Origin of the sequence: Janthinobacterium sp. NKUCC08_JDC (genome assembly GCF_019345575.1) — a bacterium.
Lineage (GTDB): Bacteria > Pseudomonadota > Gammaproteobacteria > Burkholderiales > Burkholderiaceae_D > Janthinobacterium > Janthinobacterium aestuarii.
Genome location: NZ_JAHKQW010000003.1, coordinates 26,754 through 49,535, shown reverse-complemented (window position 1 = coordinate 49,535; position 22,782 = coordinate 26,754). Strand labels below are relative to the sequence as shown.

At 61.9% G+C, this 22,782-nt stretch carries 24 protein-coding genes; all 24 read right to left on the bottom strand.

Annotation, left to right across the window (positions count from 1 at the left end; translation table 11 throughout):
• Positions 1–114 precede the first annotated feature (114 nt).
• The 24 genes from KO538_RS10050 to KO538_RS09935 all read right to left on the bottom strand — a co-directional run bounded on the left by KO538_RS10050 (position 115) and on the right by KO538_RS09935 (position 22,686).
• The gene (locus tag KO538_RS10050) at positions 115–1,965 is read right to left on the bottom strand and encodes a hypothetical protein (RefSeq protein WP_219328220.1); all 1,851 of its coding nucleotides are present in this window, start codon (positions 1,963–1,965) and stop codon (positions 115–117) included.
• Positions 1,965–2,795 (bottom strand): hypothetical protein, encoded by an 831-nt coding sequence (locus KO538_RS10045; protein WP_219328219.1) that lies wholly within the window; start codon positions 2,793–2,795, stop codon positions 1,965–1,967. Before KO538_RS10045 ends, KO538_RS10050 begins: the two co-directional genes overlap by 1 nt.
• Positions 2,795–3,457: a DUF4376 domain-containing protein gene (locus KO538_RS10040; protein WP_219328218.1), complete on the bottom strand. Its 663-nt coding sequence runs from the start codon at positions 3,455–3,457 to the stop codon at positions 2,795–2,797. The genes KO538_RS10045 and KO538_RS10040 overlap by 1 nt, the downstream gene beginning before the upstream one ends.
• 8 nt (positions 3,458–3,465) lie before the next feature.
• Positions 3,466–4,173 carry a hypothetical protein gene (locus KO538_RS10035; protein WP_219328217.1) on the bottom strand — a complete coding sequence of 236 codons (708 nt, stop codon included), beginning with the start codon at positions 4,171–4,173 and terminating at the stop codon, positions 3,466–3,468.
• Complete coding sequence (locus tag KO538_RS10030; protein ID WP_219328216.1) at positions 4,173–4,454, bottom strand: hypothetical protein; 282 nt, start codon at positions 4,452–4,454, stop codon at positions 4,173–4,175. Before KO538_RS10030 ends, KO538_RS10035 begins: the two co-directional genes overlap by 1 nt.
• Positions 4,451–6,010 carry a hypothetical protein gene (locus KO538_RS10025; RefSeq protein ID WP_219328215.1) on the bottom strand — a complete coding sequence of 520 codons (1,560 nt, stop codon included), beginning with the start codon at positions 6,008–6,010 and terminating at the stop codon, positions 4,451–4,453. Before KO538_RS10025 ends, KO538_RS10030 begins: the two co-directional genes overlap by 4 nt.
• Positions 6,007–7,476, bottom strand: coding sequence for a hypothetical protein (locus KO538_RS10020; protein WP_219328214.1), 1,470 nt, complete (start codon positions 7,474–7,476; stop codon positions 6,007–6,009). Before KO538_RS10020 ends, KO538_RS10025 begins: the two co-directional genes overlap by 4 nt.
• Positions 7,473–12,623, bottom strand: a complete 5,151-nt coding sequence (locus KO538_RS10015; RefSeq protein ID WP_219328213.1) for a tape measure protein — start codon at positions 12,621–12,623, stop codon at positions 7,473–7,475. The genes KO538_RS10020 and KO538_RS10015 overlap by 4 nt, the downstream gene beginning before the upstream one ends.
• A 66-nt stretch (positions 12,624–12,689) precedes the next feature.
• Entirely contained in the window at positions 12,690–13,106 is a 417-nt protein-coding gene (locus KO538_RS10010) for a hypothetical protein (protein WP_219328212.1), read from the bottom strand.
• Between the two features lie 8 nt (positions 13,107–13,114).
• A complete protein-coding gene (locus KO538_RS10005) occupies positions 13,115–13,543 on the bottom strand; it encodes a hypothetical protein (protein WP_219328211.1) in 429 nt (142 codons plus the stop codon).
• A 113-nt stretch (positions 13,544–13,656) separates the two neighbouring features.
• Complete coding sequence (locus tag KO538_RS10000) at positions 13,657–14,109, bottom strand: hypothetical protein (RefSeq protein ID WP_219328210.1); 453 nt, start codon at positions 14,107–14,109, stop codon at positions 13,657–13,659.
• Between the two features lie 71 nt (positions 14,110–14,180).
• A complete protein-coding gene (locus tag KO538_RS09995; RefSeq protein ID WP_219328209.1) occupies positions 14,181–14,588 on the bottom strand; it encodes a hypothetical protein in 408 nt (135 codons plus the stop codon).
• The gene (locus KO538_RS09990; protein ID WP_219328208.1) at positions 14,585–14,791 is read right to left on the bottom strand and encodes a hypothetical protein; all 207 of its coding nucleotides are present in this window, start codon (positions 14,789–14,791) and stop codon (positions 14,585–14,587) included. The genes KO538_RS09995 and KO538_RS09990 overlap by 4 nt, the downstream gene beginning before the upstream one ends.
• Before the next feature lie 19 nt (positions 14,792–14,810).
• Positions 14,811–15,296, bottom strand: a complete 486-nt coding sequence (locus KO538_RS09985; protein ID WP_219328207.1) for an HK97-gp10 family putative phage morphogenesis protein — start codon at positions 15,294–15,296, stop codon at positions 14,811–14,813.
• A complete protein-coding gene (locus KO538_RS09980) occupies positions 15,296–15,643 on the bottom strand; it encodes a head-tail adaptor protein (protein ID WP_219328206.1) in 348 nt (115 codons plus the stop codon). The genes KO538_RS09985 and KO538_RS09980 overlap by 1 nt, the downstream gene beginning before the upstream one ends.
• Positions 15,643–15,984 carry a head-tail connector protein gene (locus KO538_RS09975; RefSeq protein ID WP_219328205.1) on the bottom strand — a complete coding sequence of 114 codons (342 nt, stop codon included), beginning with the start codon at positions 15,982–15,984 and terminating at the stop codon, positions 15,643–15,645. The genes KO538_RS09980 and KO538_RS09975 overlap by 1 nt, the downstream gene beginning before the upstream one ends.
• Positions 15,985–15,987: 3 nt before the next feature.
• On the bottom strand, positions 15,988–16,149 hold the full coding sequence (locus KO538_RS09970; protein WP_219328204.1) for a hypothetical protein: 162 nt from the start codon (positions 16,147–16,149) through the stop codon (positions 15,988–15,990).
• A 54-nt stretch (positions 16,150–16,203) separates the two neighbouring features.
• Positions 16,204–17,490 carry a phage major capsid protein gene (locus KO538_RS09965; protein ID WP_374106842.1) on the bottom strand — a complete coding sequence of 429 codons (1,287 nt, stop codon included), beginning with the start codon at positions 17,488–17,490 and terminating at the stop codon, positions 16,204–16,206.
• On the bottom strand, positions 17,490–18,338 hold the full coding sequence (locus tag KO538_RS09960) for a head maturation protease, ClpP-related (protein WP_219328203.1): 849 nt from the start codon (positions 18,336–18,338) through the stop codon (positions 17,490–17,492). Before KO538_RS09960 ends, KO538_RS09965 begins: the two co-directional genes overlap by 1 nt.
• Positions 18,316–19,629 (bottom strand): phage portal protein, encoded by a 1,314-nt coding sequence (locus KO538_RS09955; protein ID WP_219328202.1) that lies wholly within the window; start codon positions 19,627–19,629, stop codon positions 18,316–18,318. Before KO538_RS09955 ends, KO538_RS09960 begins: the two co-directional genes overlap by 23 nt.
• Before the next feature lie 3 nt (positions 19,630–19,632).
• Positions 19,633–21,321, bottom strand: coding sequence for a terminase large subunit (locus KO538_RS09950; RefSeq protein WP_219328201.1), 1,689 nt, complete (start codon positions 21,319–21,321; stop codon positions 19,633–19,635).
• Positions 21,318–21,788, bottom strand: coding sequence for a terminase small subunit (locus tag KO538_RS09945; protein ID WP_219328200.1), 471 nt, complete (start codon positions 21,786–21,788; stop codon positions 21,318–21,320). The genes KO538_RS09950 and KO538_RS09945 overlap by 4 nt, the downstream gene beginning before the upstream one ends.
• A 140-nt stretch (positions 21,789–21,928) precedes the next feature.
• Positions 21,929–22,339: an HNH endonuclease gene (locus KO538_RS09940; RefSeq protein ID WP_374106841.1), complete on the bottom strand. Its 411-nt coding sequence runs from the start codon at positions 22,337–22,339 to the stop codon at positions 21,929–21,931.
• The gene (locus KO538_RS09935) at positions 22,339–22,686 is read right to left on the bottom strand and encodes a hypothetical protein (protein WP_219328198.1); all 348 of its coding nucleotides are present in this window, start codon (positions 22,684–22,686) and stop codon (positions 22,339–22,341) included. Before KO538_RS09935 ends, KO538_RS09940 begins: the two co-directional genes overlap by 1 nt.
• Positions 22,687–22,782: the final 96 nt, after the last annotated feature.

Below are 22,782 nucleotides of genomic sequence, written 5' to 3'. Positions count from 1 at the left end.
AAAATTTTAATCAGTGCGCCGCCGGCGGCGGTTGTTTCGATGGCCATGTAGTGCCTTTCAGGTGGTGGAAATGAAAAAACCCGCCGAAGCGGGTTTATGGGGAATACTGTTTTGCTATACGACCTTGACCATCACATAGGCCCTGCCGTCGGGTTCAATCGAGATCACGCGTCCGACGGCGTCGAGATACTGCGAATGCGTGAGGTCAGCCTTGCGGATGGGAATACCCTTAATGCCGGCACCGTCCTGGACCGGCACGATGTAGTCGCCCGGCTGGGCGCCCAGCACGTTCACCGGCACGCGGCCGGCGATGGCGATGCGGTCGACTTTCTGGCGCTCGACTTCCAGAGCCGCGTCGAAGGCGGCCATGGCTTCGGCGTCCCGCAGCACGGCAAGCTCATGTGCGGCCAGCGCAGCTGCGAAGGCAGCCTGCTTCTCGGCCCATGCATCATCGCTGTCGCCGGGTTCGGTTACCACGTCCTCATATTCCGGTGGATTCGTGCCGGGCACGGGCTGCTGCGCGACCACGTCCTCACGGCGCAGGGGCTGGGTCGGTGCCGTCCCGGCCTTGGGCGATGGGCGTGGCCCGACATCGACGGCCCACGAATCACCGCCCACAAACGACGGCGCCGTCGATTTGATCGAGAACATCACAGCGTCAGCCCACTTGTCGGTGATTTCATTTCCCGAGGTGATGCCGACTATTTGGCCAGGTGCAACAACGCCACATGCGCTGGATTTGAGGATATATTCAGCGTAGTCGTTGCCGCTAGTGCTCACTGTGCCTGCGGCGGCAACGCTACGACCGGACACAGAATTTTTACCCACATAAAAAACACTTGATGCGCCGTTCCATCCGCCTGCACCGTCTGCGGCGAGAACAGCGATACTGGGGTTTGTCGCTCCATCCCTACCTACATATAAAATTTCGTCCCCCTGCGCTGCCCCTCGGCTGATGTTATGACGCGCACTAACGTCCGCGCTCCCTGCTTTCAATAGCTGAAGATATACCAAACCACTTCCGCTAAACCTTGCGATGTCCGCTGATGTGGTACCAGAATTTTTATCATAGGCTCTCAGAATGTACCGATAGCCCTCCTTGCCAGCAAGGGCCCCGTTGCCGCCAGATACATACCAGCTAAAGCTGCCAGCCGAGTACATCCCGACTAGTCCGCCAATGCCCGACGCGAAAACGCTATTCACAGTCCCCGCCGGGGCGCCGACAGGGCAATTCAGAATGTAAGAGCCCCCAGCGGTCCAGTCTCCAATGAACAACCCGTTGTTAATCTGCACTGCGTTTTGCGTGCCTGAATACAGGCCGGCTGAGGAAATCCCTCGAATGCGTGGCGGATATACAGCAGCATTGCCTGAGTCATAGACCAGTGTTCCAGCGGGCATCGCGGTCACTGAGGCAGGCTGCGCGTAAGTGGTTGCGTTATAGCCTAGAAGGCTAAACGAAGCCGCCCCAAAAGTGCTAGCCCGGAAGTTCAAGTACACCTCAAACGCCCCATTTACCAGCTGGAACACCTGTATTCTGGCGTTGATCGGAACTGCTCCATTAAAGGTCGAGTCATAGTAAAACCCGCCTCGAACGCCCAGCATGAGCACGAAAGGGGAGCTGGCATTTGCCGCCCAGCCATCATTCAACACCCCATCAATACGCAGATGCTGCGCATTGCTGCTGCCATCCGCAGCAAATGTGGCAATCCGATACCAGAGGCCAGTCGGCGGATTTTGTCCGAGATAGGCATAACCATATTTGCTGGTTATGCCCACCGTCACCGGAAATGTTGTTGTAATTGGAATGCTGGGGTCCAACCATGCGGGCGTCATATAGCCATTCGGGCCACCAAGCGGCGACATACCCACGGCTGGCGCATACGACGCCACCACAGCGCCACGCCCGGCCAGTTCATTCAGGCGCCGGATCGTGTCCTGCTGGCCATAGTAAAAAAAGTTGCCCATTACATTTCCTCGATTTCGATGTTGGTGGCGTATGTCTGGTAATACGGCGCCGTGATGGCGGAATTGCTGGCGAGGCGGCCATACACCTGGTGCGCCTGCTCGAGCTCGCCGTCGACGCTGTCCGGATACAGGCTGACCAGCACAGGGAGCGTCAGGCCATTACCCCGCACAATGCGCCACAGTTCGGCCCGGTCCAGCGGCGTCATATGCTCGAGCGCGAGCGACAGCTTGCGATACATCGCGCCTCGTTCGACAGTCTGGCTGCCGGCGCCGGTGCGGTTCTGGGTGCTGGTATCGAATGACGTGACGCCAGCACCGTAGGAGGCGTTTTGCTCCGGACTCCAGTAGGGACCGACCACCAGGCGCGCGGCCTCGATATAGCCCGCCGGATTGTCTGGGTCCGCCAGGTCAATGACCAGTTTCTTGATGCTGACCATCGGGAGCCAGCAGCGCGCATACGTGCCGCCGCCATAGCTGAAGGCGTTCACGCCCAGCGGCAGCGCACCCCAGTCCCACATGCCCAGCCTGGCGTATTCGCACGCCGGCACGACGCCGGTATCGAAATCGGGCATCGCATCCCCTGGCTCGACGTAGCCGCGCACGCGGATCGTCGCCGTCGGTGTCAGGTTACAAAATGGCAGGGCCGCGCAGCCGACAATCTGGGGAGAGGGCCAGGTGGCCGTGATGGTCAGCGCCAGGCCTACCGAGCGCAGTAGGTAAAACTTGTCTTCGAGTTGCAGGTTGGCCGGGCCCAGCTCTCCGGTCTGGCTCGAAGCGGTCAGCACGGCCCGGTCGGCGGCGTTGTCGTAGACGATACGAAGATTGGTCATCAAAACCCCTGCAAGGCACGAATAGGCCAAGCCACAGCTGCCACCTGTCCTATCGTTGTGGCCGCCTCCAGCTCACCGCGCAACGCCTGGCCCTGATCGATGACGGCTTGCACGTGCGCGCCGGCCGCCGCGCCCAGGGCCATGGTGTCAGCGGCATCCAGCTCGCGTGTCGTGTTATCGGCCAATACCCATGTCACCTTGTACGGCGTGGCGGCAGAGACCGCCATCATGGCCAGCATGGCGGCGCCGGTGATGCGCGAGATCGACACCGGGTCGCTGTCGAACATACTGCCCTCAAACGCCATACCGCCAGCGAGCGCCGCATCGCGCGCCACCTTGATCTGGTCCCACTGGCGCATTTTCATCGCCTCCAGGCCTTGCGCCTGGTCCGTCGTAATCACGCCGCCCGCAAAGATGCTTTCCTCAGCAGCTGTAAGCCACACCTCAGCCGAGGCCAACAACGGCGCGGCACATGCCGTCGCCGGCACCAGGACAGGAGTGGTATAAATCGGCCCGGCGCCGGCCAGATATGCTGCCTCGTTCGGATAGCTCAGCACCGACAGCATGGCAATCGATTTGACAAAATCGACTTCCAGCCGCCGGGCCACGTGAAATTCGCCAACAGCATGGTTGGGCAAGGTAATAGTTTTAAGAATGGGCATGGTAACTTTCAGGCAAGGCCACTTGCATCGATGAGAATGGCGGAAATTTGGCGGATGGAGTCGACTGCGGAAGCGCCGCCGTCTTCACGCCGCCAGCGGTTTTGGAAAATATTGCGTTGAATCGTGCCGGCCACAAGCTGCCAGCCGCGCGCTTGGTTCCTGATGATGTAAAAGGCGCCGTCCCGAACAGAGGTCACGTTGTAATCCATCGGCGTGCCAACGATGGCAGGGATCGCTACGCCAGCAGGCATGCCCCAGGCCAACGACCCCGCTGCGATATTGATGCGCGCACGGTATGTCAGCGGCTGCCGTGTGAGATCGGCGCAAACACTGGTGTCGTCGCCATACAAGGCTGCGGTGAAACCGGGTACCAGCACCGGGGCGCCGAACACATAGACCTCGGTCGCTTCCTGGATATCGAAGCCATTGGCATCGAAAGCGCCGTTTCCCTTGTGCACGTTGATGGTCCAGGTGTTGCCGGATTTGCTGATATTGCGCAGCGCCGTGGTGCCGTTCGCCTTGACCGGCAGGGCGACGACAATGTCGCCCGCCCAATCGATGGTATAGACGCTCTGCCCTGGCGTTTTCGTGATGGTGCCGCCCCCGGCCTGCGCCACCCCGAACAGTTGCGCGCGCCCGATGTAGCCGTAGGTGATGCCGCGGTCGGAGATCACCAGCTCATCGGTGTCATTGACGATTTGAACAAAGGTAGACATTAATACACCTCCACGGCAAACCGCCTGGTCGTGCTGGCAACGGATACGGTGACGCGCGGATAGCCCAGTGCGGTATCGGCCACGACGCCCATCGTGCCCGCCTCAACCCACAGCAATAAAGGCACGATCTCGACCGAGCGGCCGGTAAAAATGGGATAGGTCAACACTGCAGTTTCGGTGCTGGCATATTGGCGGACGTCGGCAATGATGCCGCCGGCAACGGTCCGGGAATCCCAGTTCTTGGTGCCGTTATCGTTGAAAAGCTGCAGCGCCGTGGTCATGCGTCACCCATTTTCAGCTTCAATGTATTGGCGGAATTGAAAAATGAGAAACCTGAACCAGTAAGGTCGTACCCGGCGCCGGCGCCAGTGGCTGCGCGCGCTGGACTGCGAATCAGCTGAAAAGAACCAGTAACCGCAGATAATGTGCCGTAAAACGTTGCGACACTATTAATCACGCTAAACGCCGGGGCATACACATTGCCGTCCCCATCAACGCCAAAATATCGGTTATTTTGTGGGTTGCCGATATAGAGGCCATTCGCGCTAAGGTGAAAGCCAGAACCCATGTTTCCTGCGGCCGGCCACCCGTGCGCGTTCGTAGGATAGCCAGCTCCACCGTGCAGCGTCGTGCCGTACAGGTCGCCAGCTGTCACATTGCCCAGAATCGCGGTGATTGCCGCCAGGTTATCCACCGACAGGGCCTTGGCCGCCACCGATCCATCCACCAGCAAGTTGCCATTCAGAACCGTGCCCAGCACCAACCAGGCGCCGTTATCAAAATATTTCGTCACTGCATGCGTGGCGTCGTACAGCGTGACCACGTCGCGGTTGATCGGCGCGCCGTAGCCGGCGTGCCCCAGCTCATAGACGGCCGAGGCATCCGACCAGGTGGAATAGCCCGGCGCCGTCACGGTGACTGTGCCACGCTGGCCAGCCGCGCCGTCGGCAGCCAGGCGTGCAGCGGCGGCCCATTCGCCGGGCGCGATGTCGTCGGTCGCGGTGCGCGAAGCGGCCGTGGCGCCCGATGTGAACAGGTAGGCGCCGCCTGCCGTTGGCACCTGGGTCGACCAGCCATTATTCAGGCCCGTCAGCGTGCCAGTGGCAAAGGTGAACGTGCATGCCGCGCTCGGCAGCGCCGGCGCGATGTTGGTGGCACCGCGCTGGTAGATGCGCACGGGCGCCACGTTCAATCCGTCGGCACCGTCCTTGGCCAGCTGCACCGCCCCCGCCCACTCATTGGCGGCGATGCTGTCCGTGGCATTGCGCGAACTGGCGGCGGCCACGCGCACGTACAGCGGCGCCGTGCCGGCAGGGATATTCTTCGACCAGCCATTGGCCAGGTTATTGCCGGCCGGCGTCGTGATACTGGCCGTGGCAAAGGTGAAGATCACGTCACCCGGCGAATCACCTGGCGCGGCATCAGCGCGCTTGTAGGCGAAGGCCTGGCCCGTATTCAGCCCGGACAGGCCCGTCTCACCGGCGACGCCGTCGAAGACCTTGCTGATCATGTAGTTGGCGACGTAATCGACACCGAATTCACGGATCGTGGCTTGCACCAGAGCGGTATCCGTGGTCATGGAGGCAAAATTGACCGTGGCCACATTCCCGTTGACGGTGATCTGCGTGCCGGCGGATACCGAAAACACGATATCGCCCACCACGTTCACCGGCTTGGCGGTAATGGCAATCGAACCTGGCGCACCGGCGCCGGCACTGTTCACGCGAAATACCGGCGTGCTGCCAGCCAGCAGGATCGCCTTGCCATCGGCCGTCGTGCTGAAGCGCTCCGCCGAAGCCTGCAGCAGCGTATCGCGCGCGCCCCCGATGGCCGTCATACCAGCACCCCCACCGTCACGCGCCCGGCCAGCCATTGGTGCGACAGCAGCACCACCACACCCGGCGCGCCGTCCTGCAGGCCGAAACGATCATCGCGCAGCACCACGGGCTGCCCCAATTCCAGCATCATCATCTCAGGCTCCCCATCAAATTCGTAAATCGTGCGCTGCACCTTGTTCAGGGCCAGGCGCCGCGCTGCTTCCGCTTGCGCGTCCGCATTCGTCTTGAGGCAAGTTTCAATCTGCGGCGGGTCGTCCGTCAGTCGGTACCGCGCCTTTACAGCGACATCGACAGCCGTTTCCGTCAGCCACTCCGTCGCGTACAGCTCGGCGTGCGCGGCCGGGATGCTGGTGGTCAGGCTGGCCTGCACCGTGTAGTTGCGGTCGAAGGCAATTTTGACGGCCGCCACGACCGGCAGGCGCTGCACGACGTGCAACGAGCCCACCCGCATTTTCTCGGGGCCGATTGGCACCGGCACGCCGGCGGCCGGCAGAGCGATCTGCACCAGGCGTAGCTGGCCGGTGCGCGACATGAGCGCCTGGGCGCCCACGCTGGCCGCCAGCTGCTGGATGGCCTGCGCCTGGTTCGTCCGGTCCGCAACGTACAGGCCCACCAACTGCGGGTGGGCAGCATCGAACGCGGCCAGGTTGAGCAGGTCGAGGTCCGCCAGGGTGAAGCGATCCGATGCCTTGCCATAAGCGGTGGCAATGCGCTGCACCAGCGGCGCGATGCGCGGCGCGTAGCCGCCGCCCTTGTCGCCCTGCACGCTGACCGTGATCGCCGCCGAATACGGCGGCGTGGTCAGGTTAAAGCGCCCGGCCTGGTCGTTGAGCGCGACGGCAATCGGCTTGCCGTTGGTGCGCACCTCGAAGCTCGACTCGACGGCGCCCAGGAAGCCATATTCCATGGTGACCGGATCGGTCAACAGCGGCGTGACGTTGTGGCATTCACCGAACGGAATCGGCAAGGTTGCGTCCTTATTTGGTGAGGTGCCGCCCAGCTTGGCCTCGGCAATCGGCGTGTCCAGGCGCTGCAGCTTGTCCCGCAGGGACAAGTTGAGCGTTTCCCGGCTCGAGCTGCCGATGTCAGCAATGATGCCGTCAAACACCAGGCGGAAATCGGCGCGCGGCCAGCGCGGATCGCCGGCCCAAGCCTTGACCGGACGATTGCGCCACACGTCGCCGAGCCAGCTGTCGAGCTTGCCGTCAGCGTTGCCCAGCTCGATATCGCCGCCCGACAGCCCGGCCTCACCGGTCAGGCTGACCTGCTCGGTGAAGGCCAGGCCGCCGGTGGCCAGCGGCAGATACACGGTGTTGGCCGGCACCTCCGCTGGACCGGTGACATACGGCCGCGAGGCAATATAGCGCGTGACCTCGCTACTGGCCACGTTGACCTGGGCCTCGATCAGCACCATGTGGATGGCTCGCGGACTTCTCAGCCACGCCAAAAATTGCGCATCTGTCATTCGGAATACTCCACTTGTTTCGCCCAGGCGGATGCCTTGGCGGATTTGTCGATGCCGGCGACGACCGTTTTGGCCGCATGGTCGTTCGATTCGACGGTAGCCTGCATGACGGCGCCGGTTTGCTTGGCCTGATCGGCGCGCAACCCTTTGACTTCTTCCCGCAGGCCCTTGATCTCGGCTACCAGGGCATCGGTGTTGCCACCGCCCTGGCTCGGTGCGCCACCGAAGTAACGGCGCATAACAGAGGCAGCTTGCGCGTCCATCACCACTTCACCGCGGTGCAGCTCGGCCGCGTAGCCGTCAAACGGCACATTGGCCAGGCCGCCGGCATGGGAACCGTCGAACTGCACACCCAAGCCTTTGGCCGTACCCATCGCCGCCTGCAGGTTGGCGATGGCTTGCGCCACCGTCAGCACGCTGTCGTTGATGGTGATCAGGCCCGACACCTGAGCCTTGAGGGCATCCAGGCTGGCCTGCTGCACGTCGACCTGCGCCGAAGCCCATTTCAGCGCCTCGTTGTTGGCCGCCACCACGCGGGCGTAATCTGCCGCGTAGCGGGCATCCGAGGCGTTGACCACTTGGGACGCTGTCAGGAACGCCTGCTCGGCAGCCGACAAGCCGGACTGCGCCGTCGAGTCGCCGGCATTGGCCGCCGCCAGGGTTTTCTCGAACTGGGCGCGCGCCTCGGCGTATTTCTGCTCCGGCGTCAGGGTGGACTGGTTGCCCAGGGCCATGCTGTCGTTCAAGCTGTTCAAGGTCACCACCCACGACTTCGATTTCTCCAGCGCCGCCTTGGCCGCTGCTGATTCGGTGTCGTAAGCTTTCGCCAGCGCATCCTTGGTAGTAACGACTGCCTTGGCAGCCTGCACCTGGTCGAACAGTGCACGGTTGACGGCGGCGATGCTGGAGCGCTGGATAGCCAGTAGTTCCGTTTCGCTTTTCGTCAGTTCGTTCAGCTGCTTTTGCAGGTCCATCCGCTCGCTGGCGATCTCGCTGGCGGTTTTGACCACGGCAGCATAATTGCCTGTCGCAGCAGCCAGCTGGCTGCTGTAGTCGGCGGCCGCCTTGAAGGCAGGCGCCAGGGCCAGCAGCTTGATGTACAGCTCCTGGTCTGCCGCGCTGGCCAAGTTCAGACTCAGCACCTTCTTCTTGTAGTCGTCCATGGTCGTGGTGCCGGCCATGCCGAGCTTGCCCAGCGTATCGGCCACGGTCGACAGCACGGGCGCCATTTGCTCGGCTTCCGTGAGGAAGTTTTCAGCAAAGAAGCTGGTCCCGCTGGTGAGCGAGTCCAGGCTGCCGGCCAGCTTGATCAGATTCTCGCGCGCGCCGATAGTGGCGACACCCACAGCGCCAAACGCATCCTGCGAAGTGCGGCCAATTAGCAGCAGTGCAGCATCGACTGCAGCGTAGTTTGTGCCAACGCGCTGCAGTGTCTCGCTGAGTTCCTCCGTTCCGACCTTGAACTGCGCCAGAGTGGGCACGACTTCCAAGGCAATGGAATTAGCAACAGTGCCAAAGAACTTTTTGACAGCCTCCTCATTTTTGGCGGCATCGCTTGTCAAAGCGATATTGAGAGACTGGGAACGGGTCTTGATGCCAGCGGCATCTACGCCAAGGGTGGTCGCCATGGCAGCAGACACATCTCGGATCGCCGCGTACGTGCTTGAGAACGCACTCGCCGTAGCCGCGTCGACCGCGCCAATATCCGTGTCGGATTTGTTGCTACGGAACAAGCCACCTTTTTGAGTCCAATCCGCAAAGGTCTCGCCCTTAAACGAGCTGTCAGCCCCCAACGTGCCGCGTATACCGGATGACGTGACCTTTTTTTGCGACATACCAAAAGCGCGATTAATCAAGCCGCCAACGATGCCGCCAAGAATCGGCACAGAATTTGTTAGCGTGGAGAAATTAATAAAGCCACCGCCATTCCCACCGTTGACGGAATAGCCATTCGAGATTTTATTCCCCAGCGCGCGGCCAATTCCCGCAGCCGCGAGCCAGGCTGTCGCTACGGTAAGAGCAGAGCCGGCTGTCGATCCACTCGTCAACGAACTGGCCGTGCTGGAATCGCCGGCCTTCAGGTAGGTCTGCGCTGCCGTACTGGCTTGGTCGCCCGACAGGGTCATCCCCTTCCCAAAACTGGAAATCGAACCTGAATTGAAGAAGTTCCCTGCCGAACTCAGGGCGTCACCCAGCGACGACGTCATACTGGTAAAGCCATCTGTGGCGATGGAATAGGCAGTCTTGGCGCTCTGCGCCAGGCTGGCAATACCGCCCAAGCCTCCGCCGGCTGCGCCGCCGCTCATGCCCAGGCCATTGGATGAGACCAGGCCAGCAGCCCCCCCCCCGGACACCGACGTGCCAATATTCAGAATCCATTTCTTGATCGTCATCTGATACAGCAGGTCGAGCAAGCCATTTTTCAGGCTGTCCCGCAGGCGATCGAACGCCGACTTGCCCGAATCGAAGATCGACACGAAGGTATCGTGGGCGGTAGAGTCGATCGATTCCCACATTTTGCGGCTGGCTTCGATCTCGGGCTTGGCCAGCTGGTTGCTGTACCAGGTCGAGTATTCTTCCTGCAGGCGCTTCTGCGCGTCCGTGCCGGCGCCGGCCAGTGAAATGCGCTCTTGCCACATGGCGGATTCGATTTTCAGCAGCGCAGCAGCGCGCGCTTTCTCATCGAACAGCGATTCAGCAGCGAAGCGACGGTTTTCGTCGGCCAGCTGGGCGGCATAGCCCAGCGCCTTGGTCTGCGCCAGCGTGGCCTGCTCAACGCGCACGCGCGCGGCCGCCTCTTCCGTCAGGCGCTTGATCTGGTCCTCGGTGACCGCCTTGCCGGCCAGTTTTTCCTGAAGCAGGAATTTCTCCAGCGCCGTCTGCTCGCGCACCGCCACCATGGCCAATTCACGTGCGTCGCTGGACTTGCCCATCATTTGGTATTCCACCGCCAGCGCCGCCGCGGAGTCCTGGCGCGCCAGCGTGCTTTCCTGAATGCGCGCGGACACGTCCTTTTCCGTGGCCCGAGCCTTGGCTACCTTTTCAACGGCCGCCAGCTCGTCCAGCGCCGCGTGGGCCGCCGTCAGATGAGCATCGGCCAGTTTCAATTTATTGGCCTTGCTTGCCTCTTCCAGCTTGATGCGCAGCTTCTGGCTCTCGGTCGCATCGACGTCGGTGGCGTTTTCCAGGCGCCCCGCCTCGGTCTTCTCGCGGATGCTGGCGATCAGCGTGGCATAGGCTTGCTCTTCTTTCTTCAGGCCCGCTGCCGCGCCCTTGTCGGCGTACTTCAAATTGATTCGGCCCAAGATGTCGGCGTACTGCTCCGCATTCAAATTGCGCGATTTCAGGTCGGCGATCTCGGCGGCGCGCTGCTCTTCACGGGTGGCGTAGGTTTTTTTCCACTCGTTATAGGCTTCTTGCCCCATCAGTTTCTCAGCGGCCGAGCCAGTCTCGCGCTCCTTCGCGATCTTCCCCCTAGTTTCAGCGATTTCCTTGTCAATTTCTCGCATCAGGTCCAATGCCACGCTCGCGGACGTTCCCCTTGTCCCTTGTTCATACGCCGCACGACGGCGCTCCAAATCAGCCAAGTGCGTGTATGCGTCTACCTGCTTCTGCGCGTCCTCTTTCTTCACCCCCTTTGCTTTAAGGTCAATAATTGCCTGATGTTTTTCAATTTGCTTGTCGAGCGCCTTGTTGATGCGAACACTCGCCTCTTCGAGAGACTCTGCAGCTTGCTCATTCGATTGTTTGGCTTTTTTCCCAAAAATTTCCCATGCCAAAGCAGCGGCGCCAAGCAAAAGAATAATCGCGCCTATAGGGCCGCCAAGGAATGCGGTGGCAGCGCGCAGTGCGCCCATTGCACGTGACAGGAAACCAGTTGCAGCGGCAAGCCCGGTTTTCGCTGCAGTCTGCGCCACATCGGCAGCAGCGATTTGCGCACTGATTCTGGTCTGCTGCTGCCCTAGGATCGCCAGCTCGGCCAAGGTCGCTGTGCGCGCGGCCTCAGCTACAGCAAGTTCGGCCGTCGACCTGCGCAGGATCAACATAGCGTAGCTTTGCGCCCCTGCCGCTGCTGACGCCGCCATCGCGGCCTGTGCCGCAGTGATGTTCGCGTTCGCCTGCGCCAACCGAGCGATCATTTCGTTACGCGCGGCCACGATGGCCAATTGCGTGGTCGCCAGCTGCGCCACTTGTGCATCGGCACGCAACACTTCCGACTGTAGCGTCGCCATGGTGGCCGCCTTCAGTGCAAAATGCGCTGTTACTTGCCCATACGTCTTGGCCGTCCATCCCGCCAGCCAAGTACCGATCTGGTATGCGGTCAAAGTTTTAAGAACAATAACAAGCGCGCCTAAATTTTCGGACAACAAGCGGATCGCTGTAGTTATAGCCCCTACCGTGCCGTTCGCCTGGGCCTGCATGCCGAAAAACTCCAGCATTTCATTTTTCAGCACGGTAAAGGCGCCGGAAATCGTCTGGATATTCTTGCTTTCCTCGCGCAACGACTCCAAGGCCTTCGGCAACACCGTGGCCATGATGTTGGAAGTAATCTGCCCCTCGCCTGCCATCGCCTTGAGCGCGCCCACCGGCAAGCCCATGCCGTCGGCCAGTGCTTTCATCAGGCGCGGCGCCGCCTCGTTGACGGCGTTGAATTCCTCGCCGCGCAGCGTGCCCGACGCAAATGCCTGCGACAGCTGCAGCTGGGCCGACGCCGACTCGGTCGCCGTGGCGCCGCTCACGCGCAGCGCCAGGTTGACGGTCTCAGTGATATCGGCCACTTGCTTTTGCGTCGTCCCGAGCTCGCGCGTGCCGTTGGCAATTCGGGCATACAGCACCCCCGTGCTGGCGAGGTCCTGCTGCGAAGTTTTCGCAATGCGTTTGACGGCATCGTAAGACGCGGCATAGTCTGCAAGCGACGTCGACGCCAGGCGCAGCTGCGCCGTGAACTTGGCGTATTCATCGGCCATCTTGATGATTTCGGCCAGGCCGGCGCCGATGCCGATGCCGGCCAGCGCCGTCTTCATGGCATTGGCGGCCGAGTTGATCTTGTCCTGGGTTTCCGTGACGACGCGACGCGCCTGGTTCATGTCGGCCTGGAGCCGAGCAATGTCGGCGCGAAGCCGGATTTCCATGTCGCCAACGATCATCGCTTGTCCAATAAAAAAGCCACCTCATGGGCGGCAGACGAAAAAAAAGACCGCCACGTGGACGGTCTATGCAAGAAACAACTCAAGGGCCCGTGCTGATGCGCGGTCGGCGCTGACGCGAATGGCGACAGATCCACCCCACGGCGGAGGGCAATCCCGCTTGGTAGCGCGGTGCGACTCTGCCAGGTAGTCGATCGACAAGCGCCGCAGCAGGCGCGCCTCCCATGGCTCCAATTCGAAGCCGCGCGCCGCCTGCCATGCGGCAATCTCGGCAAATGTCACCGGGCCAGCGCCCATGCCGGCCGCCACGGTAGGCCCCACCTCGTAGAAGTAGCCAATCAGGTAATCGCCCTGGTCGAACGGCGGCGTTTCAATTTCGCCACCGTCGCGCTCGATCCGCTCGCGGCGCGACAGCTCGGCGCTGTCCGCCCGCGCGCCCTCCTTTGCCTCTGGCACAGCGCCGAGCCAGGCGCTGTGCCGCACGAACAGGCTTAGTTCTTCGCCGAGGTCTTCGTAAAATTTGCCCAGTCATTCAGATGGGCGTTGACCTGGACAGGAATGAAGCCGATGGTTTCGTCCAGGTACACGGCCTTGTGCAGTGCTTCGCCTGCCAGGTCGTCGTAGCTGATGTTCTCGAACGAATGCGTGAGGGCTGCCAGTTTGTCGGCACCTTCCTGCGCCTGGTCTTCCGCCGACTGGTCTTCCTTGCCCTTTTTCTTCAGGCGGGTGAACAGCTTGTTGTTGCTGGCGGCCTGCACCTTGGCGTACTGCTTGGAGCCGGGGCCGTACAGCTTGATGCGCATGGGTTTGTTCTTGTCCGGGTTGCCGTCTGCACCATCTGCGTACATCAGGTCGTCATTGGCATCCTTCAGGTGCAAGGTGCTGGTTTCGTCGACTGCGAATTTTTTGATATTGGACATGGTGAAGCCTTTCTTCGAGGGAATAAATGCCCGTGCCAGGCCCGCCCGCCCCTCGAAGGGCGAAGCGGACCAAGCCGGTGCTGGGGTGGCCGAGGCCAGGAGGGTTGCCGCAGTTACGCGGTGAGGGTGTCGCTCTGGCGCAGCAGGGTGAAAGCGCCCTTGACGGTGTCGTTGCTGCCGCCCAGGTTTTCGACAAACTTCATGACCTGGGCCGTGAAGTAGCGAATACCGCCGCCCTGCTTGACGACCTTGAACGCAGGGATGGTGTAGTCGTTGGCCGCCGCTTCGATCAGGATCTGGCCGGCGTCGTCTTCGACCCAGGCGCATTCCATTTCAGCGTTGGGCAGCTTGTAGGAGCCCTTCTTTTCGCGGTCGTGGGCGTTGCTGACGGTCGCCAGCGTGGAAGTGCTGTATTCGCGTCCCTTCACGCCGCCGACGGTGGTAATGTCGCCTACCTCGACCCAGGTGAGCGCCGCGAAGGCCGCTACCGTGTTGTCGGCCGGGCGGGTCGCGCACACATACAGCTTGGTGCCGGCGACTGTCTCGAAGTCATTTTCGAATGCCATTTTGATACCTTTCAATAAAAAAGCCCGCACGCAGGATTGCGGTGCGGGCGGGCTGATAAAACCAGGGAATACTAATTTGCTTCGACAAAAACCACCTTGAAATCACGGCACTGCTCGAAAATGCTGGCCGCTTCATCCTTCAGGTCGGGCCCGACGATGTCGCGCATCACGCTGCGCACCACGACTCCGGCTACGGTGCCGGTATGCGCGCCTGGCCCCAGCCTGGCTGCCTGCAGCACGGCCTTCTGTTCCGGGTACGTTCTGGCGTGCACGGTCACCTGCACACGCGCCGTCACCTGAACGGCGCGCTGCGAAAGCGACGCTGTAGGCATCTCATCGCGACTGATCTCCGTCAGCCCGATGGCGGGCAACGCCGTACCCAGCGGCACGGTACCGGCCACGACGCGCGCTTCTGGCACGAGGGCCAGCACTGGCGCATGCGCGGTCAGCAAGGCGCGGATGACTTTGACTGCGCTCATTTTTTGCCGCGCGCTTGCGGCACTGGTACCGCTGCCGCCTGGTCGCCGCCAGCGGCGGCGATGACTTCGACGGCCTCGCCGCGGCGGATGTAGGCAGCAGCACGGCGTTCGCCGCGCGCGGCGTCGGTCATGCGGTATTCGGTACCGGCCTTCAGCTCGATCACGGTCACGCCGTCGGTCGAGCCCGGGATAGTTTTGAACATTTTGATTTTCATGGTCGTCCTAATCGGTTTCAGCCGCTGGCACATTGATGCCCTCGGCGGTCAGGCGCTTGCGGATCTGCGCGCCCACGGCAGCGATGGCGGCGGCAGGCTTGGTGTCAAACGCCGGCCGGATGAACGGATGGGGCTTTGCGCCCGGGTGATCGACCACCATGGCGCGAGTCTGGCCAATGACTAGGGCGCCCTTCTTTTTCGGCACGATCTTGTGCGGCTTGGTGCCGAACTCCACCATGTGGCCATACCAAGCGCGCTTGTTGCCCACGCGCACGGATGCCGTAACCCGACCGCCCTTTGCCTTGGTGACCACGCGCACGCTGCGGCGCAGCTCGCCGCTGTCGACGGGAATGTTTTCGCGCACCTCGGCCTTGAATACGTTGGCGCCCTGGCGCAGTGCCGAGCGCATGATGTTGCGCTCGATCTTGGCCGGCAAGGACTTGAGGAAATCGTCCAGCGCCTTGCCTCCGGTGATATTGCGGTCGTCAGCCATCATTGCCCCTGGGTTGAATATTGCTCAATAGTTATTTCCAGCCATTCCCGGCGGCCAATCTCGGCCGGGCCGCCAACGATCTGGAAAAGCTCGTCGATGTCGCCATGCAGCGTGATGCGCATGTCGGAAGTGATGCCGCGCAAATAGCGCATGCGCAGCCGTGCCGGCCGGGTGGCCATAGCCATACCCTCCTTCACCGTTTCCGACTTGCTGGGCAGGGCATCCTTGACCTGGGCAGGCACGCGTGCGGCAACCGACACCCAGCCGCCAGGCTGAGGCCCGTACTCGCCCTCCACCATGCCCGGGCGCTCGATGGTGATTCGACGGTCCAGCTGGCCGGCGCGCATCAGACGCCGTTCCCGACGCGATGCGGGCGCAGCAGCTCGCGCGAGCCCAGCGGCAACCGCGCCACCGAAACGGCCAGCACGCTGTCCTCGCGGTTTTCGTACATGTCGCCGAACAGCTTCAGGATGCCGAGCTTGATATCGTCCTCGATTACCATAGGAAACTCGCCGGCGGTACCGGCCGTGATGGCCGCTTCCATGGCGGCAATGTCGGCGAACACCTGGCGGTTCAGGTAGACCAGCGCGTTGCGCTCGGCAGCCGAAAGAATCAGGGCGATCACGTCGTCCTCATCGTTGCCGACGATGCGCTGGTAGCCCTTGGCCAGTTCAGGTGTCAGGAACATGGATTACTTGTCCTTTTTCTTCGACTCGACCGCTTCAGGCACTTCGAGCACTTCCAGGCTCAGCGCCGCGTCGACCAGCTCTGGTGGGCATTCATCGCCCGGCTGGAACGTTTCGGGATAGATTTCGCCGTCGCGCACGCCACGGAACTCTTTGTTGAAAATCATGGTGATTCCTCTCAAAAGTTGCGCCGGGCCAGCCCGGCCCAGCGCATAGGGTTTTTAGGCTGCGACCGTCAGCGCTTTGAAGACGTCCGGGTTCAGCAGGCCGCCGCCGACGCGCTTGGTGGTGTAGAAGTAGATATACGGCTTCTTGGTGTACGGATCGCGCAGCACGCGCACACCAACGCGGTCAACGATCAGGTAGCCGCGCTTGAAGTCGCCGAACACAATAGGCTTCGAGTTGGCCGCGATGTCGGGCATTCCAGCGATTTCAGTAATGCCATAGCCCAGCATCGTTGCGGGCTCGCCAGCCTGGAACGACGGCTGCCACAAATAGTTGCCTTCGCCATCTTTCAGCTTGCGAACTGCCTTTTGCGTATTACGGTTCATCGTCGCACGGGCGTTGCCCGTATATTCGCCCGGCAGCTCATACACCAGGTCGATCAGGCCATCGGCAGTCAAGGACGCTGCCGCGCCGCTCTTGACGGTCTTGATGTCACCCCACGGGTGCGCCGCTGCATTCGAGCCGCCAGTAATATAGGTCAGCAGACCGTTTGGCTTGTTGGTGCCATTGCCAGTCAAAAAGGCGACACCCTCCTGCAGCGCAAACTCGGTTTCGACTTCGCCCGCCAGCCATGCTTCCAGATTGACAGCCGAATCATCCAGCATCTGCTGGGTGGCCGCCGGGTTGGCGTACAACTCGCCCGTGTTGTAGGTAAGCATGCCGAACGTCGACGTATTGGTTTCGGGGCGCGGGTCGGTTTCGCCGACCCAGCCGGAAGTTGTACCGCGGCTACCGAACAGCTTACTGAAACCGGCGGTGCTGATCGTCTGACCGGCGCACAGGCCGCGCATCGGCGACAACACCACCAGGCGATCTGTGATGGTGCGGTCCCATTCAACAGGAGCCAGAAAGCCGCCTTCGCTGGCCGTTCCCTTGTTCAGGGCTGCCTGCACATCGCCACGCTTGAAGTGCGCGCTGAACGCTTCGGTATATTCCTTGTCCTTCAGGGCGCCGGTGGCACTGTTCATTTGCGCGGCAACGATTTTTTCATTTGCGGCATCGACGGCGGCCTGCAACTTGGCGATGTCGGCATTGATGTTGTCCACCTTCAGTGCCTGCAGCGCGTCGGCGTTACCCTTCTTGATTTCGTCCAGCTGCTTGGTGTGCTCGGCCTTGAAATCATGGAATGCCTTGTTGACGCCTTCGATCAGCGCATTCACGTCGCCGTCGGCGCGCACGGCCACGATGCCGCGCGGAACGGGTTGGCTGGTCTGGGCAGCGTGCGCCGCTAGGGCGCTGGCGATCATCGCCGTAGCGATGCTGGTCATCATTACTTTTTTCATTATTTGCCTTTCAGATTGTTGATCAGGGTTTGCAGTGACGCTGCTACTTCTTTGGTGCCAGCGCTCGGCGTGGCGGTTTTTCCAGCAGCGCCCGGCGTGCCAGAAAACAGGGACTTGATGGCTTCGCGGCGCACGGAGCGAGAATGCCCCGCCCGGGCCATGGCCGCTTCCACCATCGCAAGATATTTCGTGTCGGCGCTGGCCTCGGGATCGTGACCCATCTGCTCGCGCGCCAGGATGCCGCTGGCGAAGCCTTGCTCGACGGCCTGAGTCGCGCCCAGCCAGCTTTCCTTGTCCATCATGGCGGCCGCTTCCGCCACACTCAGCCCGGACCGGGCGGCGTAGACGGAGGCCATGGCCGCATCGAAGGGAGCCAGTTGCTCGGATGCCTTGATCATGTCGTGGCGGTTGCCGATCGCCATGGCCCAGGCGTTGTGGATCATCAAGAAGGCGCCGTCACCCATCAGGATCTCGTCACCGGCCATAGCGATGACGGACGCGGCCGACGCGGCGATGCCCATCACCTTGACGGTGACCTTGGCCTTGTGCTCGCGCAGCAGGTTGTAGATGGCCACGCCCTGGAAGAAATCGCCGCCGGGCGAGTTGACGTTCACCGTCACGGCACGCGCGCCGATGTTGCGCAGGGCGGCGGAAATGCGCTTGGTGGTCACACCCTCGCCGTCGTACGACTCGCCGATGCGGTCGTAGATGGAAATGGTGGGGCCGTCGTCGTCGGCCGCCGCGCGGATGCCCGGCTCCCAGCGCTCGAGCGCGTCAGGGCGCATGTCGAACTGGATGTTGCCCAGGCCCTGGGCGGCGTTGATTTCAGGCAGTTTTAACAGGGTCATTGGTTGTCTTCGCTTGGTTGGCGGGCGCGCGCAGCTCGTCTGCGCCCTTGTCATTGGAACGGGCCAGGTCTTGCAGCTCGCGCACTTCGTTTTGTGTCATCCACGGCGCGTGGCCGCCGCTGCCCAGCGCCTTGGTAAAGAATTCGGCCTGGTCCTTCAAGGTGCCGCGCAGCAGCGCGCGTTCGTTGAATTTGGCGCGCAGCTTCTTGCCGTCATCTTTCGACAGCAGGGTGCGCTCGATGCCCTGCTCCCAGATCGTGAACCAGTGTTGCAGCGAGAACTGGATGAAAAGGATGGCCAGCTGCTCAATGCCGCTGCCCCAAGACGTGTCGTCCATCATCAGCAGCGGGCGCGGCACGCCCATGGCGCGGGCGATTTCCTCGATCTGGTGGTTGCGGTTTTCGATGTGCTGGGCGTCGGCGGCGGTGTTGGCCCATTGTTCAGCCTTGAGGCCCTCTTCGAGGATCATCCACTTGCCAGCGTTTTCGGCGCCGGTCTTGTCGGTGATCGAATCCTGCAAACGGCCGAAGGCCTTGTCAGTGAGCGCGTTGGGCGCAGACAGTGCACCGCCGGCCATGACGCCGTTCTTGAACAGACGCGCGGCGGCCTTTTCGGCCTGCTGGGCAATGCCGATTGCTTCATGCGCTAGGCGCACGCGGGACAGTCCCGTCACACCATCTTCGGACAGGTCGCGCAGGTGGAATACCTCCTCGGCCGGCAGCGGGATCTGACGACCATCCTTGCGGGTGTACGTGTAGACCATGTTCCAGCTATCGTCCAGCTCTGCCTTTACGCGTTTCGGGCACATCGGGATCAGGCGCAGCACCTGGTTGCGCGACCAGATCACGCGGGCGTAGGCGTTGCCGTGCATCATGACGCGCAGTTGCATCAACGCCTTGAACTCGTACGCCGTCTGCCAGTTGTTCGGCTTGGCCTTCAAAATATCGTACAGCGGGTGCTCGGTGGCATAGCGTTTCTCGTCACCACGCTCGACCAGGTTGAGCGGCAGCATGCCGATCGATTCCGAGATCAGCGTGACGCAGCGCAGCAGGGCCATGTTCTGCAGCGCCTTCGATGCATTGACGTAGGCGCCCGAGGCGGTTTCGCCACCGGTACGCATGAAGGCCAACAGGTCGGGGTCGTCCAGGCCAGCGAACAGGGTTCCTGTCGATGCCTGGACGGTCGGTGCCGACGGCGCGGCGGCGGCCGGCATCGGGGTATCGCATGTCTCGTCGGGGCGTGACTGCGCCTCCGGCGCTGCAGATGGCCGGAAGAAATCGAATAAACTCATGGGTTAAACAGTCCTTATGCCGCGCGATTCGTACACCGAGCCACATTGCGCCGGCGGATTTAGTTCCATCAGGGATACAGCGTCGAAGGTCGCCATCAGCGGATCGATCTTGGCGGAACCAGAAGCCTGCTTGGTAATTAAAATGGCATTGCCCCGCGGTTCGACCTTGGCATTGCCTACGCACCAGGCCATCATCGGCTGGCCGCCGTGCTCGATCACGCCCTCGGCCAACTTGCGCTCGGTGGTCTTGATCGAACCGCCCAACCGCCAGCCCTGCGAAATAGCAACAATTTTTTCCTGTGGAACGCCGGCCTCGACCATGGCATCGAGAATGGCGCCAATGCCGGCCGAGTCGGCGCCCACCTTGTCGAGCAGCCCGGATTGCTCCACTTGCAGCACAGCCGCTGCCACCTGCTCCACGTCCTCGCCGATGCGCTTGACCAGCACCAGGTCGCCCTGCTTGGCGAAGTCTTCGAAGCGGGCGGCTTCGAGTTTTCGCCGTTCCATCACGGAAGGGTGAGCCCAAGCCTTGGTCCACAGCAGCCAGCGGCGCGTTTCGCGCTCGCGGCCGATCACCGCCAGGCCCAGCAAATCGTCCAGGCCGCCGCCATCGATGCCGACGGTGGCCACTTCGCTGCGCGCCAGCAGGTCTTCCAGGGTCAGCGCTGGGCGCAGGCCCTGCTGCTCCCAAAAATCGGCGCCCGGCCAGCGATTCGACATCAGCGCCAGGCCAATCTGCACATTCAAGTGCTTGGCCAGGAAGCCGCGGAACTCGACTTCGCCTTTTTCCTGCGCCTGCCGGAAGCCGCGCTCGATGAATTCCTCGTCGACCGACGTGCCCATGTTCGGGTTCGTCACATAGGCGTTACTCACATCACGGTGCGCGCCGGCCTTGAGCATGTGCTCCGGGAACTCATACAAAATGGGGTAGCACGCCGGGTCATGGATCGTCCCGTCTCGCACGCCGCGCGCATACAGCAGCCGGGATAGAAACGCGCCAGCTGGAGGATCGTCTGATTGCGTCGTCGCGAAAATCACGAAACCCTCGGGACGCGAGGCCAAGCCCCCCGTCGCTTCCAACAGCATGGCGTCGGCGCGCGGGTTTTTACCGAACAGCCACAGCTCGTCGATAAATACACCGATAGCCTTCTTGCCGGACACCGTCTCGCCATCGGCTGCCACCACCTTCAATGTCGCATTGGTGGTCAGGTGGGTGATGGTGCGGATGTGGTCCTGCACCTTCAGCATCACGGCCAACTCGTCATCAGCCTTGATCATTGCTGCCATCGGCTTGTAGCTGTTGTCGGCGATCTCCTTTGTAGGCGCTAAGACGATGTATTCCCCCTCCAGACGCCAGTTCAGCAGCAGCGCCGTCAGCATGATCCCTGCGGCGATGGTCGACTTGCCGTTTTTCTTGCTGATCAGGAGCATGAACTCTTTGATCAGCCGGCGACCGGTCTCCGGATTGTACGCACCGAAGATGGCCTCAACAAACTCGCGCACCCACGGCTTGACCACCTCGCCCATCTTCGGGCTGCCGGGCGCGTCCACCATGCGCAGTTCGGAAAAAATAGCCCACGCCGCGGCAGCCTGGTCAGGATATAGCGGTGGGCATGGCGTGAGCGGCTGGCCAGCAATAATGCGCGCCTCCCAATCGTGGCACGCGGTGCTCCACTCCGGATACGGCGTCATTTACCGCCGCCAGACACCAGACGTGGCGGCGGTGGCGGCGCGCTGAAGCGACCACCGGCGGCTTGCTGCGCGGCGTCCAGCTTTTCCTGTTTCTTTCCCACCTCGCCCGGCTTCTTGTGCACGAAGGGCATCAACGCCTTGGCGGCATCGATGCGCAGCTTCTCGCCCAGCTCGATATCGTTCATCGCCGCCATCAGGAACGTTTTCGGGTCGGTGTGCTGCAGCGCACGGTTCAAATCGAACGTAGCACGCGGCGGTGGGGCGGCTGGTACCGCTGCTGGCGCACTAGGTACGACATTGGCGCGCGCCACCTTCAGGTATTCGGCCACGGCCGGGTCTTTAACAAGACGAGAGCCAGCGGCCGAGGCCGTCGCCGGACTGTACCCGGCTATGATCGCTGCGTCCTTATTGCTACGGCCGGCCAAAACGGCATCGGCGAACGCACGCTTTTTGCCTGTTAAAGCCATTAACAAAACCCTCAGTGAAGGAAAAATTCTGCGCGTGGGAGAGGACGCGGTCTAGGTCGGCGAGGGGCCGGGAACTTTTCGCCCCCCCCTCCCCTGATATTGCCTTTTTGAAATGTTCCCTGATGTTGCTTTGGTGCCATCTATTCGCCACGCAGATGAGCCGCCTCTTCACGCTGCTTATCTGCGCTGTGGTGGGTGCCGCACAGCGACTGCCAATTGGTCTTGTTCCAGAACAGCACTTGGTCGCCACGATGCGGTTCAATGTGGTCGACCACGGAGGCCATGGGCGCCGCCAGGCCCAACTCGGCACAGCGCAAAATGGCCGCGCTAGGCGCCATGTCACGGACGCCCGCATAGGCCGGATCACGCAGGCAATACACGCAAAGCGGATGGCTGCGCAAATGGCCGGCGCGGGCCTTCTGCCAGGCGTAGCCGTAGCCGCGCTTGGTGCTGCTCGTTTGATCGGTGCGCCATGACCCTGGCTGCATCACTGGCGCACGGTTCATGGCCTGCTGCTGCAAGCGTGGCTTGAGTGCCTTCAGGCGCGACATCAAGGATTCTGCAGCAGATAGAATGGCACCGCCTGTGCCGCACACAAAGCGTCCCACTCGCGCACAGCTTGGACAAACGCGCTGTCGGTTGCGGCAAATTGGGGCATCCTTGCCGCATCAGCCGAACACCCAACGTGCTGGCAAACCGCACGCGTTCGCATCGATATTGTCGGTACCAAAGCGGCCGTCGCACTAGCCGACAACCCTGTCATACCGTAGCCGTTGGCGCGCAGGATCTGCTTCGCGCGCTCGGCATCGATGACGTGGCTGACGATCAGGTCGAGAGTTTGGCCGTCGGGCTCACCCACTGCGCGGATGATCATGTCTCGGTAGTGGCGCGGGTTCATCGAACACCTCAAATAAAAAGGCCGCCGGCGCATGGTTGCGGTCAGCGGCTAAGCAGGGGAAGACGGAGATCTGGAATGCAAAAAGCCCGCGTCGGT